We start from the raw sequence: 14,126 nt of genomic DNA on the forward strand, positions 1-14,126 counted from the left end.
ATGCGTAGTATGGGAGCAAGAAATCACTGATTTTCGATCTAGCACTTAGCCAAAGTAGGGGAGAACAAGCAATTACTTATAGCCATTGTTGGCGAGTCGTTTTTATTTTTTTTCCTGTGCTTGACTAATCATATGGTCAGTTATTTTCCATTCATTATTTATTTTTTGATAAACTCGTAAGTGGTGAATGTATCGATCATTCATAAAAGTGCCATCACTCCATTTCTGGCCTGTTCTTATATTCGTCGAGCGCAATAACGCAATTTCATCAGTTAGAAATTGTACATCATCATTTTGATAATTGTCAGTACCTTCCATAACGAAGTCCATTGCAAAAATTTCTTTAAGTAATTCTCTTAACTCTGACTTTGATTTTATTCTATCTCCAAAGGCATTGGTCCAATCAGTATCTTCAGAATAGTCCGAAATCGCTAATTCAACATCTTTTTTATCCCATCCTTCATTCCAGTTATCAATCGTTCGAATTATTCTTTTCGATTCTATACCTTTATCCATTTTCACTTCTTCTTTATTCGAATTACATCCAAGTGTAAATACGATTAATAAGACTATCAAAATTTGTTTTTTCATATCAAAGGGTTTAAATGCTCGCCAACGGTCAAGTATATGCTTAGTGCGACCGATAGGGAGCATTTTCGCATGTACAGTGTTGTAGCATGTTTTATCTATTTTTGATGCATCAGATAGAGTTTTTTCAATATTGAAATTGCTCCGTCAGTCGCATTATTTTGAAAGGTGATTATGCCAATTTTGTTATCAGGGTTAAAGTACATTGTAGTGCGTACACCAAGGTCTATACCATTATGTCCCCATAATTTAAGCGAATCGTTTACTGTTTCCGTATAAAAACATAAACCTTGGGAACCTCCTTTGCTCAATTGAGGACTTAGCATTTTTCTAACAGTTTCCTTTTGCAATATTCTACTCCCATTTAATTCTCCTCCATTCATAATAGCAGACATAAATAAGGATAATTCTTTAACACTTGTTCTTGCAAGTCCATCTGGATAATTAGGGAAACCGTAAAGACAACCTTCTACTAATGTTCCAGTCGCGAAAGAATCTTCATAAGGGAACAAGTTCTTACGTTTTAGATATCCATTTCTATTTCGGTCAGTAATAAAGCCATATGGCCTTATGTGATCTGTGGAATCCACTTCATTTAGATGCCATCCTGTGTTGTTCATACCAAGAGGTTTGAAAATTTGCTTGCGACAATAAAGATTGAATGGTTGATTGGATACTTTTTCTATTATCAACCCTAATAATCCGAAGGCAAGGTTTGAATAATAGCTTTTTTCATTTGGTGCCCATTTTCCATAGTTACTGCCTTCTGTGTATAACTCTCCTTCTTTGCTCAGATTAGAATAAATCCAATCTTCAAGAGAAACAAGAGGATCTCCACAATCATAGTTTTGAGAATACGACTCTCCATCTTTAATTGACGAGGTATGGGTAAGGAGTTGGAAAACTGTTATTGAGTCGTCTGGATAATGTTGATTTCTAACTTCAAAGTCTAAATAGTTATTGACATCCGAATTTAGGTCTACTAATTTTTTTTCCCATAACTGCATAATGGCAACAGCCGTAATCGTTTTTGATATAGAACCAATATTCATAATCTGGTCAGTATTGATGTCTATATTTCTTTTGACATCAGATTTTCCATAGGATTTTGACCAAATTAATTCAGTATCAGAAACAAGGGCGATTGAAAAACCAGGAATGTTCCTCGCAATCATAAGGCTATCAATTGTTCCATCAATAGCATCATAATCATATTGCATTTGATTACCTGAAGTGTTTTGACAACTTAGTTGTACAAAAATTATGAAACAGTAGATAAGAGCTTTCAAAAGTTTTTTCTTCATCTTTGATTTTTTCAATTTTGTTGTTCCTAAATGTGCTACAACGTCTCTTGTATGTTGCGTTTGCCTGCCGAAGGCTGCATATGCAACATATAAATTGTTATGCACAATTATTTTTTACAAAAATCAAATTCAGTTTTTATTAAGTTTAAGATTTCTAACATATAAATAAATTGGTTCATCAATTTTTGGATAATGTCTAAGATATTCATCAAAATTAGAAAATACAAATTCACTTGTTCTATATATTACCTTTTATTTAAACCCTTCACTATCTAAAATCGTTTTGTATTACCTTTCCAAATAAAAAGTGAAGAAAAAAACTTAAATTTAATCACTCTTAATCATACTTTTTTAAATCTATGCAATATCCTCAGCTTTATAAACAATTTAAAAAACATATAGATTTATCTCTTGAAGCTTATCTTGATTTAGAGAAAAGGCTGATAAAAAAAACAATAAAGAAAAAGGAGTACCTAATAGAAGAGGGAAAGATAGCCAAGTATTTGCCATTTATAGAAAAAGGGCTATTAGTAAATTATCGATTTGATTCTGATGCACATACGCACGTGATACAAATTGGATATACAGGCAATTGGTTAGGAGATTTATTTAGTTTTTTTAACAATTCTCCAACCCATTTTAATATTCAGGCTTTTAAAGAAACCGACCTACTGCTAATAAATCGTGAAACATACGAATACATTTCAGAGAAATATCCCATTTATGAAAAGTATTATCGAATAGGGATTCAAAATGCATATAGCCAAGTACTTAAAAGGATTTACAATATTCACAGTCAAAGTGCAAAAAAAAGATATCAAGCATTAATTGAAAATATCCCCACAATATTAGATGATATACCACACTATATGATTGCTTCTTACTTAGGTGTTAAACCACAATCCCTTAGCCGAATTCGAAATCAATAAAGTTAATATTTCTTGATATACGTATTTTAAAACTAAGTATTTCAGTTATTTATATAATTTTAAGTGTTAATGTTTAAGCCCGTTAACATAGGTGAATAAGATTACTTTTCATGTTGTATAATTTTGTTTAAACATTTAAAAATTTAGAACAAATGAAATTTAATTTATTAAAATATTGCGCTTTAGCTTTTGCGTTATCAGTTGTTTCATGTAATGATGATAATAATGATGCAACAGAAGGGGGATCCAATAGTATTCCACTAAGTCAAGTAGTAAATGCATTAGGAGGTACAGCTGTAATAAACAATATTACTACAATGAAGTACACCGTAGAAGGACAAACTAATGAGTATGAAGAGGAAGAACCAAACGTTTCTAATCCAATTAATACATCAAATTATGTGCGTACTGTTTCTACCGAATTAAATACCAGAAAAGTTAGGTATGATTTTTCATCACTTAATATTAAATTTCCCTTTCCTTTTCAGGTAGATAATTCTACAACCATTATTAATAATCAAAAAGGATCTTACTCTGGAAATTCGGGTTTTGGTTCTCATTTTTTTGGCGCTACTGCTGCGCTTCCATTATTTTCTAGCCGAATAGAAGCATATTTAAAGATTCAAAAAATGAGTAATCCGATCGAACTTTTAAAACAAGTGATCTCGACTAATGACCTGTCTTCATTAACTTCTTCAAATTTTACCATACCAACAGGTATTGATGGATTAAATATAGAGTTGGTTATTGACCAGAATATAAGTTTACCTAAAAGTGCACAGGTAACCGAGGCGGATTTTATTAATGGTGATGTTGTGTTTGAAGTAAATTATGAAGATTGGAAAACCGTTGGCGAAACGATGTTCCCAAGTAAATTAACTCATACTTTTAATGGCGAGATTATAAAGGTTGAAGAACTTTCAAATATTGAAATGAATCCTGCTTTTACAGAAGTTACATTTACACCAGAAAACACCGATGGAGAATATATAGTTGAACAAGGCGAGTTTGGAATCTATTCTTCTTGGTGGTATGAACGATTTAATGCACTAGGATTTGTTAATAGTTTTGATCAACCTTTAAATAATGGAGCTGTTACTACCCCTACTGGCCCAAATGTAGCCGATCAGACAATCGGGCCAAATGTGAAAATAATTGGAAGAGCAGATGTAGGATCGTGGTCTGTTGCCGTCAAAACGTCAACAGGAGTGGTAGTTGTTGAGCCTCCTTTAAATCCAAGATGGACAAGAAGTATTATAAATACTGTGAAAAATGATGCTTTTCCAGATGAAAATATTGAAGGTGTAATTGTTACTCATACCCATTTTGATCATTTTGGTGGAGTAAGGGAATTAGCGCACGAGTCAGGTAAGGTGTATGTAGGTGAAGAAGGAGTAGCTCTTACAGAAAGAGTTTTAACAAACCATTCTTCCTTACTTCCTGATGCATTAGCAGTCAATCCAATCAGTGTTGAGGTAGAAGGTGTTTCAGATGTAACCACATTAGATGGTGGAACCATACAAATTCATTTACTTAAAACAGAATCTTTAGGTTTAAATTCTCATTCAGAAAATATAGTAGCAGTTTATGTTCCAGAAAGTGAATCTTTTATAGTTTCCGATTTATTTAATGCTGGTGGATTTGTAGCTGTAGCAGCAGGTTTTGGAGCTACGAATTTTAATGAAGAATCTAGATCTATTATAGCAGAGCGCGCTACTTATTTGTTGGATTACATTACTGAAAAAGAATTAGTAGTATCCAATGTAATTGCTATCCATAATGGTGTTGCAACATTAGCGGATCTTCAGCTTATGGCAAACTTATAAATTCATATAGATTTGACTAGTTCTAAAAAGCATTACAGTTTTTTAGAACTAGTAACTTTTATTACAATTCTGGGTTTGTTTAACAGTTACTGTTTTTAGCTATTGGTCTTTTTTGGTATTCAGGATAATACAAGTGAATCTTTATTCCAAAAAGTTTCTTTTGTATCAATTATAGTAACAAAGATTCCTATTCCAAGGACGGGTATTCGATTTATTTGTGCATAACGTTTAGTATATGGCAAGTAGGGCAGTAGAAAGAGATGAACTTTCAAGTTTGCTCTGAGCTAAATCGTTGTATTTTGTTTTTAATTTATTCATTCTTAAAAGCCAAATCAACGATTTGGCGGTGTTTGTAAACAAGCACAAATTTATCGATTTAGCACTTATTAGCTATGTTTTATACACGGTGTTAGGCATAGTTTTTATTCTTTTTTTATTTCTCCATTTTCACTAAACAGAGTTGTTTTTATTAAAATTCCGTCATTGTCATAAAAAGAAACTTCTTTAATTATTCCGTTTGATAATATCTTTTTAACTCTCCAATTACAAGTCCGTTTTTAAATTCTGCTTTCAGCCGAATTTTTCCGTTTGAGTAATAATCAGTTTCAATTCCGTCGCAAACCTTTTTGCAATTCATAAACTTATAGTTAGGAATTATACCAAGTTTTTTAAGTTGTTCCCGACTTGTACCTTTTTTATAGGAAACGTTTGTCTTTTTTATATATTCTTCGATTCTCGGTTTAACTAAAATGTCTGAATTTATTAGTTTGTTAATTACAATTTTACGTACTTCCCCAATTTCGGTTGCGACAAGTTTATACTCTCCTTTAGTGAGAAGAATTATTGTTCAGTCAAAGTCCGATATATTATATTCGGTTCCATCCTTTTCAAGATGGTAGTAATCACTTCTTTCAATTTCGTTTGAGCAAAAATCTTTCAAAAACAGATTGAATTTAATTTTTTGACTAAATCCAGAAATGGTAGAAAAAAGTAATATTAAAATCGTTAATTTCATTGGTTTGTCAAATTGTGCCTAACGCTCTTGTATATGAAAAGTACGTTTTTTTGATGGACGGTTTTCAACCGTGATTAAAGGTAATTAAAATATAGGATTTTTAATTCAGCTAAGACTGACGTATTTTTTATACACGTTGTTGGATGCAGTTTTTCAAATTTTAATCAATTAATTTATTGATAAGCTTTAAAATAAATGATGTTAATTGACCTTCAGAACTATTATTGGATAAAATAGCAACACCAATCATTTTTGAAGGAACAATAAGAACAATACTTGAACTACCATATGTTCCTCCATTGTGAAAATACATAGTTTCGTTTTGGATGGTATGGATACCCCAACCCAAACCTACTGCTTGTTCATTGTTTTTTAATTGATTTTCAAGAACAAGTTCTACGGTGTTTTTTATAGCCACAGGCTTTTTTAAATGTATATCTAGAAAACTTAATAAGTCTGGCATAGAAGTTTTAATACTACCTGAAGGACTCATTCCTGCCAAATGAATTAATGGCATTTTTTTTAATTTTCTGTGTGGGATAGCAATATCGGTTAAATACCTTTCTGGAACACTTAAATAAGTCGATTCCAGACCTTGGTTTTTGACAATATATTTCATAAATAAATCAGAAAAGCTTGTGTTTTGAGATTTTGCCATTGCATAACCTAAAAGCCCAATCCCAAAGTTAGAATATCTTATTTTCCCATAGTTATTTAACGTATCTGTTTTTTTCAAAATATCTAACATAAAATCTTCTGTGAACAATCCATAAGGATCATTTTCATCGAATCCTTCAAGACCGATTAAACTTTTTGTACTTTCAAATTGTGGAAGTCCAGAGGTGTGAGTGGCCAAATCCACTAACCGAACTTTAGAGCCCCATAATTTATCATCAGTAACTCCCTGTGGTAAATATTTCGATAAAAGATCAAAACGACTAATCTTATTTTCAGTCTCAAGTGAAGCTAAAATGAAGGATGTGTAAAGTTTAGTTACAGAGCCGATTTCAAAGAGCGTGGCACTATCAATATCTTTTAGGTTATGAACGTATTTTCCACCATAATAATATTCTCTTATAGAATCATTTTCAATAATTCCAATACTCAATCCTACATTAGTACTGTCCTGAAAGTGTACTTTGGCAATGCTATCGACAAGAACTTTTATGTTTTGCGCAATAGTATTTTGACAACAAGCAAATAGTAGAAAGAAAGAAGCTTGCTTGGTAATTACAGAGATATTCAAATTTCCAATGTTTTTATATTAATGAATTTTTTTAAAACACCGTTGTATAGTGTTTACGTATTTACGACTGTATAAATCCGCATTCAAAAATAAATAGTCAAATGATTATGAAATTGTAAAAAATGTTACCGGACTATTTTTAGTTGCTCGTAAAAGAAGTTCTTACTTTTAGAAAATTTTGACGGTGTAACACCAGTGATTTTTTTCATATCCTTTATAAAATGGGATTGATCAAAATAACCGAATTTATAAGTTATATTGGTTAAAGATTCTTGAGGATTATTTGTACGGTAAGTCATTATTGCCCGTAATCTTGTATACAATGCAAATTCTTTAATTGAATTGTTAGTTTGGTCAAAAAACAACTGGTTTATTTTTTGTCTAGAATATGAAAATTGAGAAAGCATATCTCTAATAATAACATTCCCATTGTTTTGATAGATATAATTACAAATATATCTGCTAATTTTTGTGTTGGCTACATCTGGCAGTATTTGCTTACTGAAAAAAAGTTCTGCGTGTTTAATCTGTTCTTCAAAACTATTAGAATTAAAAATTTCACAATGAAGACTAGAAATATCTGAATACAGTGTTTCCGATAAATCAGTTATTGATGCAATACCCTTAGGAAAAAAAAATGAAGATACCCAAGGTTGAAGCTTAATTGTAAAATAAGTCAACGTTGATGGTATTATTAATTTATATGGTTTAGGTAATTTACCAAATCCAAAGGCTTGTGGTAATTCTATTTCTGCACTATTGTGCTTAATGAGTATGTCTTTTTCTTTAACAAAAGAAAATTCAAATAAACCGTCTTCAATAACTATTCCTGTGTTTTTTTGTAATTCTTGTTGTTCAATTGAGCAAAAATGATAAGACTTAAAGATATCTTTTAATGTTTTAGTAGGATATGCTTTTAATACGTTCATATATTGTTCTTTACTTAGGACTAGGCATAAATTGCATACAACGTCTCGGGTATGTTGTCGTAGCTGATGTTAGGAAGCTATGCAATATACCCATTGTTGTGGTGTCGTTTTTATTCAGTTATATATTCAATCTTTAAATGGTGGTGGTGGACAAGTCTTAAAAAGATGTTTTTCAGGTATTTTTTTAATTAATTTACTTTCATAAAACCCAAAAGTTTTAAGCCACCAATTTTTCAAACTCTTCTTCTCCGTGAACAAGTATTGATTTTTCATTTTCGCATTATTATTTATAATTTCAAATGATACAATTGCTACAAAATAATAGAAGTTCTTTTTTTTGTCATATGCAAAAAGATTATAAGAGTAAAATTTTTCATCAGCACTTGGCATTAGTATTTCGCCATATATGATATTGTCGGAACCCAGTTGGTTTTTATATTCTTCTAATTTTGAATACAACCAAGTATCTTTTGGTGGATTTGCATTCTTCAAAGATTCAATTCGCCCTTGTTTAAGAGGCGTTGTAAACGATTTTCCTCCGTCATATATCTTTTCAAGAGTTTCTTTACTCAAATCTTGCGATAATGCAGGTTGAAGAAGGAAAATCAACATCAAAATTGTTAATATTTTTATATGTAGATTGTTAAAAGTCATTTGATCTTTAATCTATGATTTGGCGGACTTGATTAAAAAGCTCTAAACTTTGGGTTAAGTACCAAAACCCGTATTAACTATAGTCATTGTTAGCACCAGTATTTATTTCAGAACATTCAATTTTCTAAGACCGAGAAGAGTTAAATCCAACCTTTTTTCAATAAAAGAGTTGATATCAAACTCTTTTTTAGGCTCCAGATTTGTTGCAAATAAGTATGTATTGTTTTTAAATTCAACAAACCCAACAAACCAACCATTGTATTTTCCGTTATTATTTGATAAACCAGATTTTCCACTAAGTTTATATTGGTCAGTTTCTTCAATGAGCATAATATTTCGCATTATATTCTCAGTTCTTTTGGAAATAGGAAGTTCAAAGTTGTAGAGCCTTTTAAGAAAGTCAATTTGTTCCATTTGACTTATTCTTGATTCTCCTTCTAACCAAAATTTATCGATGTTGGTAGAGTCAATTTCTAGATTTCCATAGTTAAGTTTTGATACATAATCATTCATTTTTTTTGAACCGACTTTTCTTGCAACTTCTTGATAACAATGAACACAAGAAAATTGAAAAGCATCTCTAAGAATTAAATCTTGTTCCCAATTTTTTAACCATTTCTTTTCCCCGTCCCATTTAAATATGATACTATCATTTTCAATCACGCCAGTTTCAAGTCCGATAATTGAATTTGCGATTTTGAATGTAGATGCTGGTAAATTCCCATTATTTGACCATTCAAAGTCATTTGAATAGTATGTGTCCTTGTTTAAATCGTAAATTAATATTGAACCTTTAACATCAGAAGAATCAATAATTGACTGAAATTCAGGTTTTACTATTTTATTATTATCAGGTTTTTGTGTTTCAGTCTTTGCAATTTGACTTCTGTCTTTACAAGAGAAACATAGAAGTAACAGAAGTGTCAATGTGGTTATCTTCATTTTTTTATATTGGTGCTAACGTCTCGGTTATGATTAGTGCGGACATTATAAAAATACACTAAACTTTGGATTAAGTACTAAACTCGGTATTAATTATAGCTTTTGTTGTAATGCGTTTTTATATCTGTCTTTATTTAGCATTTTTATCTATAGGTTCGTTCATTAATTAATGAAAACATGAAAATTTATATAATTAATTTTTTACTTGGCTTTTAGTTTTATCCAGATCACTTCGTAATACTTTTCTTTTTGTAGTATAGCTTATACATCCGGTTGATATTGCTTTACTGCTAATTGTGATTTCTCTTTTTCCTCCTTTTCCTAATTCAATAGTCCCTATTTTTATATATTCACCCAAATCTCCATTTGATTCAAAGCTTTGTATGAAATCTTGTATAAAGATATCATACGTGTTGTTTTTTAAAGAAATTGGTGTTTGAAAATCAAATATAATTTCATGTTTAGCTAATTGACTTTCAAGTTTGATGGCATTTGGAAAAATTTCTGGTTCAGATTGAGGTCTTTCTGAATCAACTATCTTAAATGTTAAATTATTAAATTCAGAGTTGTTTATTTCTATGAGTTTATTTTCTATTATTTCATACTGATACTTATTATAGCATTCACCGTTTTCTTCCTCAATCTCAATATACTTAGATTGAAAAATAGCACAACTTGAAATTAGGAATAATCCTAAAATCAAAAATGTAATAGATAATATGAATGTTTTTTTCAAATGCATTATAACGGGGTTGTATATGAAAAGTAGCGTATTGATTAGCTAGATTTTCATTATTAAAACTAAGGTAATAAAAAAGTGCAAAACATTATGTCTTGCACTTGGTGAGCTATTTTTTATATACGTTGTTATCTGCTTTTTCCTTTTATAAGTCATTCAAAGTGTTGCTACCTTTTATAGTAGTTCTATGAAGTGTCCTTTCTGTATCATCGTTTACTCTAGTAGCTTGATGAAATACAGAGTAATTGTCAATGACAACGATGTCTCCTTCTTCCCAACTATGAGCATACATAACATCTGGTAGATTTATGATTCTTTCTATCTCATCAATAACAGCTCTTATATCTTCTTTTTTTGAATTATTTATGGAATATATTTGGTGTGTCAAACCAAAGTTAATGTATATAGCTTTCTTTCCTGTGATTGGATGTGTAATTACCAAATCGTGTTTTATTCCTCCTGCATGTACCGTTTTAAGATGTTCAGCTATAGTTTTCATCTCTTCGGGTAGTAAATCGTAAACCTTGTATGCGTTCGAAAAAAGCGTTTCACCACCTGATTTTGGGATTTTGATTAAGTGAAAAATTGAAATTGGTGTAGGCTTTATGTCAAATGAACCGTCTTGATGCCAATAGAATCCCACATTTTTATGACCTTTTTTAATATCTGTTGATAAACGGAATATTTCAGGATAATCTTTAAATTGAGTTGGGTAAAATGGAAAAGTTTCTAGCTCTCCGAATTTTTTTGAAAATACTACCTGTTCTTTTGGTGTTAAGGTTCTTGATTTAACAATCAATAATTGATGTTTTTGAAGCAATGCTTTTAAATCAATAGTTTCTTTCTTGTCAATGTCATCGATATTCAGATTTTCTATGATTGTTCCAAAATCTTCATATAATTTGGTTTGCGTTATTTTAGAAATAGTTTCCATACGATATAATTTTAAAATGAATATTGTTTATACTCCAAAATTACAAGGTGTTAGCTTCCTTTAAAATGAACTATTTTATAAAAAATACTTGAACTATGTCAACTTTTTAAAGCTTATTGTTTTTAATTCTCGAAAGAAATTCTGTAGACATACCCAAATAAGAAGCTATTGCATATTGTGGGAAACGCTGTGAAAAATCAGAGTATTTTAAAAGGAACTTTTCGTAGCGTTCCTTTGCAGTAAGTGTTATGTTTTCAATAACTCTACGCTGCATATATGCCGTCGAACGTTCTGCCATAATGCGAAAAAATATTTCAAAATTGGGATTTGAATGTTTTAATCTCTGTTCAGTATCATAATCTATTTGCAATAAAATGCTTTCTTCAACAGCCATCACAAACATAGTTGCTGGTTTTTGATAGATATAACTGTTATAGTCAGTAATCCACCAATCTTCAATGGCAAATTGAATCGTACTTTCCTGCCCTTCGTCATTGATTACGTATGCTCTCAATGCACCGTTTAAAACATAATTCCTGTAAGTTGCCGTAAAATCTGGTTGAATGATAAATTGTCGTTTTCTGACTTTTTTTAATTTGAAAGCAGAAATAAAAGTTCTCATTTCATTTTCTGAAAGAAGTATACGTTTATTTATATGATTTTTAAAACTTAAATATTCTTCTTTCATTTTAATAGGGTGAATTGCAGCTAACGTCTAGGCTATGATTAGTACGGGGATTAAAAGTAGTAAACTTTCGATTAAGCACTTAGCCAAAACTTTTTGTTTTGTTTTAATTTTTCTTGTGTAAAGCAAAATCCTAAAGATTTTGCTACCTCATAAATATACACAGACCTTGGCGTAAAAACCTAAACCCCACATTAATTATAGCCATTGTTATGTGGCGTTTTTTTTTATCCACCAATCAAGTCTGGTTTCTGATTTATAATTTTTTATTGTGGGTTTGGTTTCCGCTCGTTCAATTTTCAATTCGTTCAAATTTGCCACTATTGACCAAATTGTACCGAATTTTTCTTTTTTTAAATTCAAGCATACACATTTGTCCGAAAGAATTTCTTTGGCTTTTTCCAAATCCATTTTCTTAACGGTCTTTAAATTGTCTTTCAATCCGTTATATCTTTCCATGCTTTTACTCCATTCCACTCCACCACGGTCGAAAGCTTGCATTTCTTTTGTCTTAAACTCGTTGGTTATGTAAATGAACTGTTCGTTTTTTTCAGGTCGTCTAACAATGCTTTTTTGAGGTGCAGATTCTACGACAGCAATTTCTCCGTTCTTGTCTGCAATCAAAAAATTGTTAGCTGATGAAACTTTAGCTTTTTGAATTAGTTCTATCGCTTGTTTAGTGTCTTCACAATCCTCTAAAATTTTTCTAACTATAAAATGAAAACTAATTCCAGTTTGGATTTCTGTTCCGTTGACGAAGGACATTGCAACGGATAGACCTTTTTCATTAATTCCGTCTGAGCGACCAATGAAAACATCCGATTGGCTTATGTAGGAGTATTTGTCTTTAGGGGCTATTAGACTACTTTCGGTAAATTTTTTAAAATCGAAAAGCATATCATAATTCCTTCCAACTATTGTATTATCTCTGTTTTTGAAAGCAAATACGCTACATTGTCCAGTCGAATTGAAAACACCAAGACTTAATAAAAATGCACCTAACTTTTCGGGCTTGTCCTTGATTCCATTTGCGAAACCTTCAATCTCGTCGATAACTTCGGGAAAGAATATTTTTAGGTCTTGGTAAGATTCAATTCCAAAATCTATTTTCTGTTTGCTGATTGTCGGAATTACGAAATTTGCCTTTTCATATAGCAGTCTACCATACTTTAGCCCCATTTCATAAAATTCTCCGTATAATCTTGGATGATACATTTTATCTCGATGTTGTTTTTAAATGCCACATAACGGTTTGTATAAGAGTAGTAGCGGGTTAAAATGTACTGCTCATGCGTTTGACAATTTACATAATTAAAAAATAATAGCGGTTCGGGTTAACACTAAAGCCGCTTTTACTTTTATACTTTGTTGTGTGTGGCTTTTATTTCCAGATATATTTTTTCAGAAAAAGGAGTATTTATATTTATTTCCTTTCCATAATTAATGATTGCACCAGCGAATAGTTCTAGTTCATTATTTTCTTTTCCTGAATTTACATCAAGTTGTAAGGAGGTTGGTGTTTCCCAAGGAAATGTTAATGCTTTTTCAAATGTTTTTTGAATAATATCATCTTGTAGATGAATATCTTTTTTATCAGCAATTGATTTTATTTCAATCATAATTTTCGTTGCCTCTTCTTTTTGTAATTTAACAGAGCAAACGTCTCCAATAGATGAATTATGTTTAGCTGTTACTAAACCAAAACTTGCAATAAAAATAAATTTTGTCCAAATATCAATTTGAGCATTATCTTTGAAGTCAAAATTTATTCCACTTTTTTCTATTAAATTTAAAATCCAATCAATATTTTCTGAAGGATTTTCTGGGTCTTTACCCAAAATTAATTGTCCTGCTTTTCCTTTATGTTCAACGATTCCTTTTTCTTTTATATGAGAAGCAACATAAAGACAAGAGGGTAAAATAATATTGTTAGGTATTATTTTACGAATTCGGTCATATATATCAGCTCCATTCATCATTGGAAGTAAAACTGTATCTTTTGTAATAACTTTAGATAATTGACTGCAAATATTTTCTAAATCGTATTCTTTAACGCAGATAAACACCAAATTAGGGTTTTTAATTTCTGAAATATTTTGATAAATAGCGTCAGGATTTGTAATGCTATTTTCGTGTTCAGAAGAGAGCAAGGTAAGACCTCTTTTTTTTACAGTTTCATATGTTTTAGTTCTAGCAATAAAAGAGATTTTATTTTGTTTATTTGTTTCGTTATTCTGAGATATCTTAAACCCAAAATAACCGCCAACACCACCTAAACCTATAATAACAATGTGTTTTTTGTCCATTTTTTTATTTTTCACAAAAATGAAGACTC

The 14,126-nt window shown here is 30.7% G+C and carries 14 protein-coding genes; 2 read left to right on the forward strand and 12 right to left on the reverse strand.

Annotated elements, in window-relative coordinates; translation table 11 throughout:
- Positions 1-102 precede the first annotated feature (102 nt).
- Both PQF96_RS11370 and PQF96_RS11375 read right to left on the reverse strand, forming a co-directional pair.
- A complete protein-coding gene (locus tag PQF96_RS11370) occupies positions 103-591 on the reverse strand; it encodes a YybH family protein (protein ID WP_271766216.1) in 489 nt (162 codons plus the stop codon).
- 95 nt (positions 592-686) lie between these two features.
- Positions 687-1,997 carry a serine hydrolase domain-containing protein gene (locus PQF96_RS11375; RefSeq protein WP_271766219.1) on the reverse strand — a complete coding sequence of 437 codons (1,311 nt, stop codon included), beginning with the start codon at positions 1,995-1,997 and terminating at the stop codon, positions 687-689.
- Between the two features lie 254 nt (positions 1,998-2,251).
- Between PQF96_RS11375 and PQF96_RS11380 the strand changes: the two genes are divergently transcribed.
- Together PQF96_RS11380 and PQF96_RS11385 are read left to right on the forward strand one after the other, a co-directional pair.
- A complete protein-coding gene (locus PQF96_RS11380) occupies positions 2,252-2,821 on the forward strand; it encodes a Crp/Fnr family transcriptional regulator (protein WP_271766221.1) in 570 nt (189 codons plus the stop codon).
- 152 nt (positions 2,822-2,973) lie between these two features.
- Positions 2,974-4,647 carry an MBL fold metallo-hydrolase gene (locus PQF96_RS11385; RefSeq protein WP_271766223.1) on the forward strand — a complete coding sequence of 558 codons (1,674 nt, stop codon included), beginning with the start codon at positions 2,974-2,976 and terminating at the stop codon, positions 4,645-4,647.
- 508 nt (positions 4,648-5,155) lie between these two features.
- Here PQF96_RS11385 and PQF96_RS11390 read toward each other — a convergent pair.
- The 10 genes from PQF96_RS11390 to PQF96_RS11435 form a co-directional block, all read right to left on the reverse strand.
- On the reverse strand, positions 5,156-5,284 hold the full coding sequence (locus PQF96_RS11390) for a hypothetical protein (protein WP_271766225.1): 129 nt from the start codon (positions 5,282-5,284) through the stop codon (positions 5,156-5,158).
- Between the two features lie 538 nt (positions 5,285-5,822).
- The gene (locus PQF96_RS11395; protein ID WP_271766227.1) at positions 5,823-6,908 is read right to left on the reverse strand and encodes a serine hydrolase domain-containing protein; all 1,086 of its coding nucleotides are present in this window, start codon (positions 6,906-6,908) and stop codon (positions 5,823-5,825) included.
- Positions 6,909-7,033: 125 nt separating this feature from the next.
- Positions 7,034-7,837, reverse strand: coding sequence for a helix-turn-helix domain-containing protein (locus PQF96_RS11400; RefSeq protein ID WP_271766229.1), 804 nt, complete (start codon positions 7,835-7,837; stop codon positions 7,034-7,036).
- Between the two features lie 126 nt (positions 7,838-7,963).
- Complete coding sequence (locus tag PQF96_RS11405) at positions 7,964-8,491, reverse strand: hypothetical protein (protein WP_271766231.1); 528 nt, start codon at positions 8,489-8,491, stop codon at positions 7,964-7,966.
- A gap of 102 nt (positions 8,492-8,593) precedes the next feature.
- The gene (gene blaOXA, locus PQF96_RS11410) at positions 8,594-9,433 is read right to left on the reverse strand and encodes a class D beta-lactamase (protein ID WP_271766233.1); all 840 of its coding nucleotides are present in this window, start codon (positions 9,431-9,433) and stop codon (positions 8,594-8,596) included.
- A 193-nt stretch (positions 9,434-9,626) separates the two neighbouring features.
- Positions 9,627-10,175: a hypothetical protein gene (locus tag PQF96_RS11415; protein ID WP_271766236.1), complete on the reverse strand. Its 549-nt coding sequence runs from the start codon at positions 10,173-10,175 to the stop codon at positions 9,627-9,629.
- A 142-nt stretch (positions 10,176-10,317) separates the two neighbouring features.
- Positions 10,318-11,106, reverse strand: coding sequence for a TauD/TfdA dioxygenase family protein (locus tag PQF96_RS11420; RefSeq protein ID WP_271766238.1), 789 nt, complete (start codon positions 11,104-11,106; stop codon positions 10,318-10,320).
- Between the two features lie 106 nt (positions 11,107-11,212).
- Entirely contained in the window at positions 11,213-11,794 is a 582-nt protein-coding gene (locus PQF96_RS11425) for a Crp/Fnr family transcriptional regulator (protein ID WP_271766239.1), read from the reverse strand.
- A 207-nt stretch (positions 11,795-12,001) separates the two neighbouring features.
- Entirely contained in the window at positions 12,002-13,006 is a 1,005-nt protein-coding gene (locus tag PQF96_RS11430; protein ID WP_271766241.1) for a C45 family autoproteolytic acyltransferase/hydolase, read from the reverse strand.
- A gap of 143 nt (positions 13,007-13,149) precedes the next feature.
- A complete protein-coding gene (locus PQF96_RS11435; protein ID WP_271766242.1) occupies positions 13,150-14,097 on the reverse strand; it encodes a ketopantoate reductase family protein in 948 nt (315 codons plus the stop codon).
- Positions 14,098-14,126 lie beyond the last annotated feature (29 nt).

The organism is Aquimarina algiphila (assembly GCF_947494415.1).
Classification (GTDB): Bacteria; Bacteroidota; Bacteroidia; order Flavobacteriales; family Flavobacteriaceae; genus Aquimarina; species Aquimarina algiphila.

Bases quoted from the DNA above. Each gene is read 5' to 3' on its own strand.
- PQF96_RS11380 (WP_271766221.1), top strand. From the start codon at position 2,252: ATGCAATATCCTCAGCTTTATAAACAATTTAAAAAACATATAGATTTA.
- PQF96_RS11385 (WP_271766223.1), top strand. From the start codon at position 2,974: ATGAAATTTAATTTATTAAAATATTGCGCTTTAGCTTTTGCGTTATCA.
- PQF96_RS11405 (WP_271766231.1), bottom strand. From the start codon at position 8,491: ATGACTTTTAACAATCTACATATAAAAATATTAACAATTTTGATGTTG.
- PQF96_RS11390 (WP_271766225.1), bottom strand. From the start codon at position 5,284: ATGAATTGCAAAAAGGTTTGCGACGGAATTGAAACTGATTATTACTCA.
- PQF96_RS11420 (WP_271766238.1), bottom strand. From the start codon at position 11,106: ATGGAAACTATTTCTAAAATAACGCAAACCAAATTATATGAAGATTTT.
- PQF96_RS11425 (WP_271766239.1), bottom strand. From the start codon at position 11,794: ATGAAAGAAGAATATTTAAGTTTTAAAAATCATATAAATAAACGTATA.
- PQF96_RS11430 (WP_271766241.1), bottom strand. From the start codon at position 13,006: ATGTATCATCCAAGATTATACGGAGAATTTTATGAAATGGGGCTAAAG.
- blaOXA (WP_271766233.1), bottom strand. From the start codon at position 9,433: ATGAAGATAACCACATTGACACTTCTGTTACTTCTATGTTTCTCTTGT.
- PQF96_RS11400 (WP_271766229.1), bottom strand. From the start codon at position 7,837: ATGAACGTATTAAAAGCATATCCTACTAAAACATTAAAAGATATCTTT.
- PQF96_RS11370 (WP_271766216.1), bottom strand. From the start codon at position 591: ATGAAAAAACAAATTTTGATAGTCTTATTAATCGTATTTACACTTGGA.
- PQF96_RS11415 (WP_271766236.1), bottom strand. From the start codon at position 10,175: ATGCATTTGAAAAAAACATTCATATTATCTATTACATTTTTGATTTTA.
- PQF96_RS11435 (WP_271766242.1), bottom strand. From the start codon at position 14,097: ATGGACAAAAAACACATTGTTATTATAGGTTTAGGTGGTGTTGGCGGT.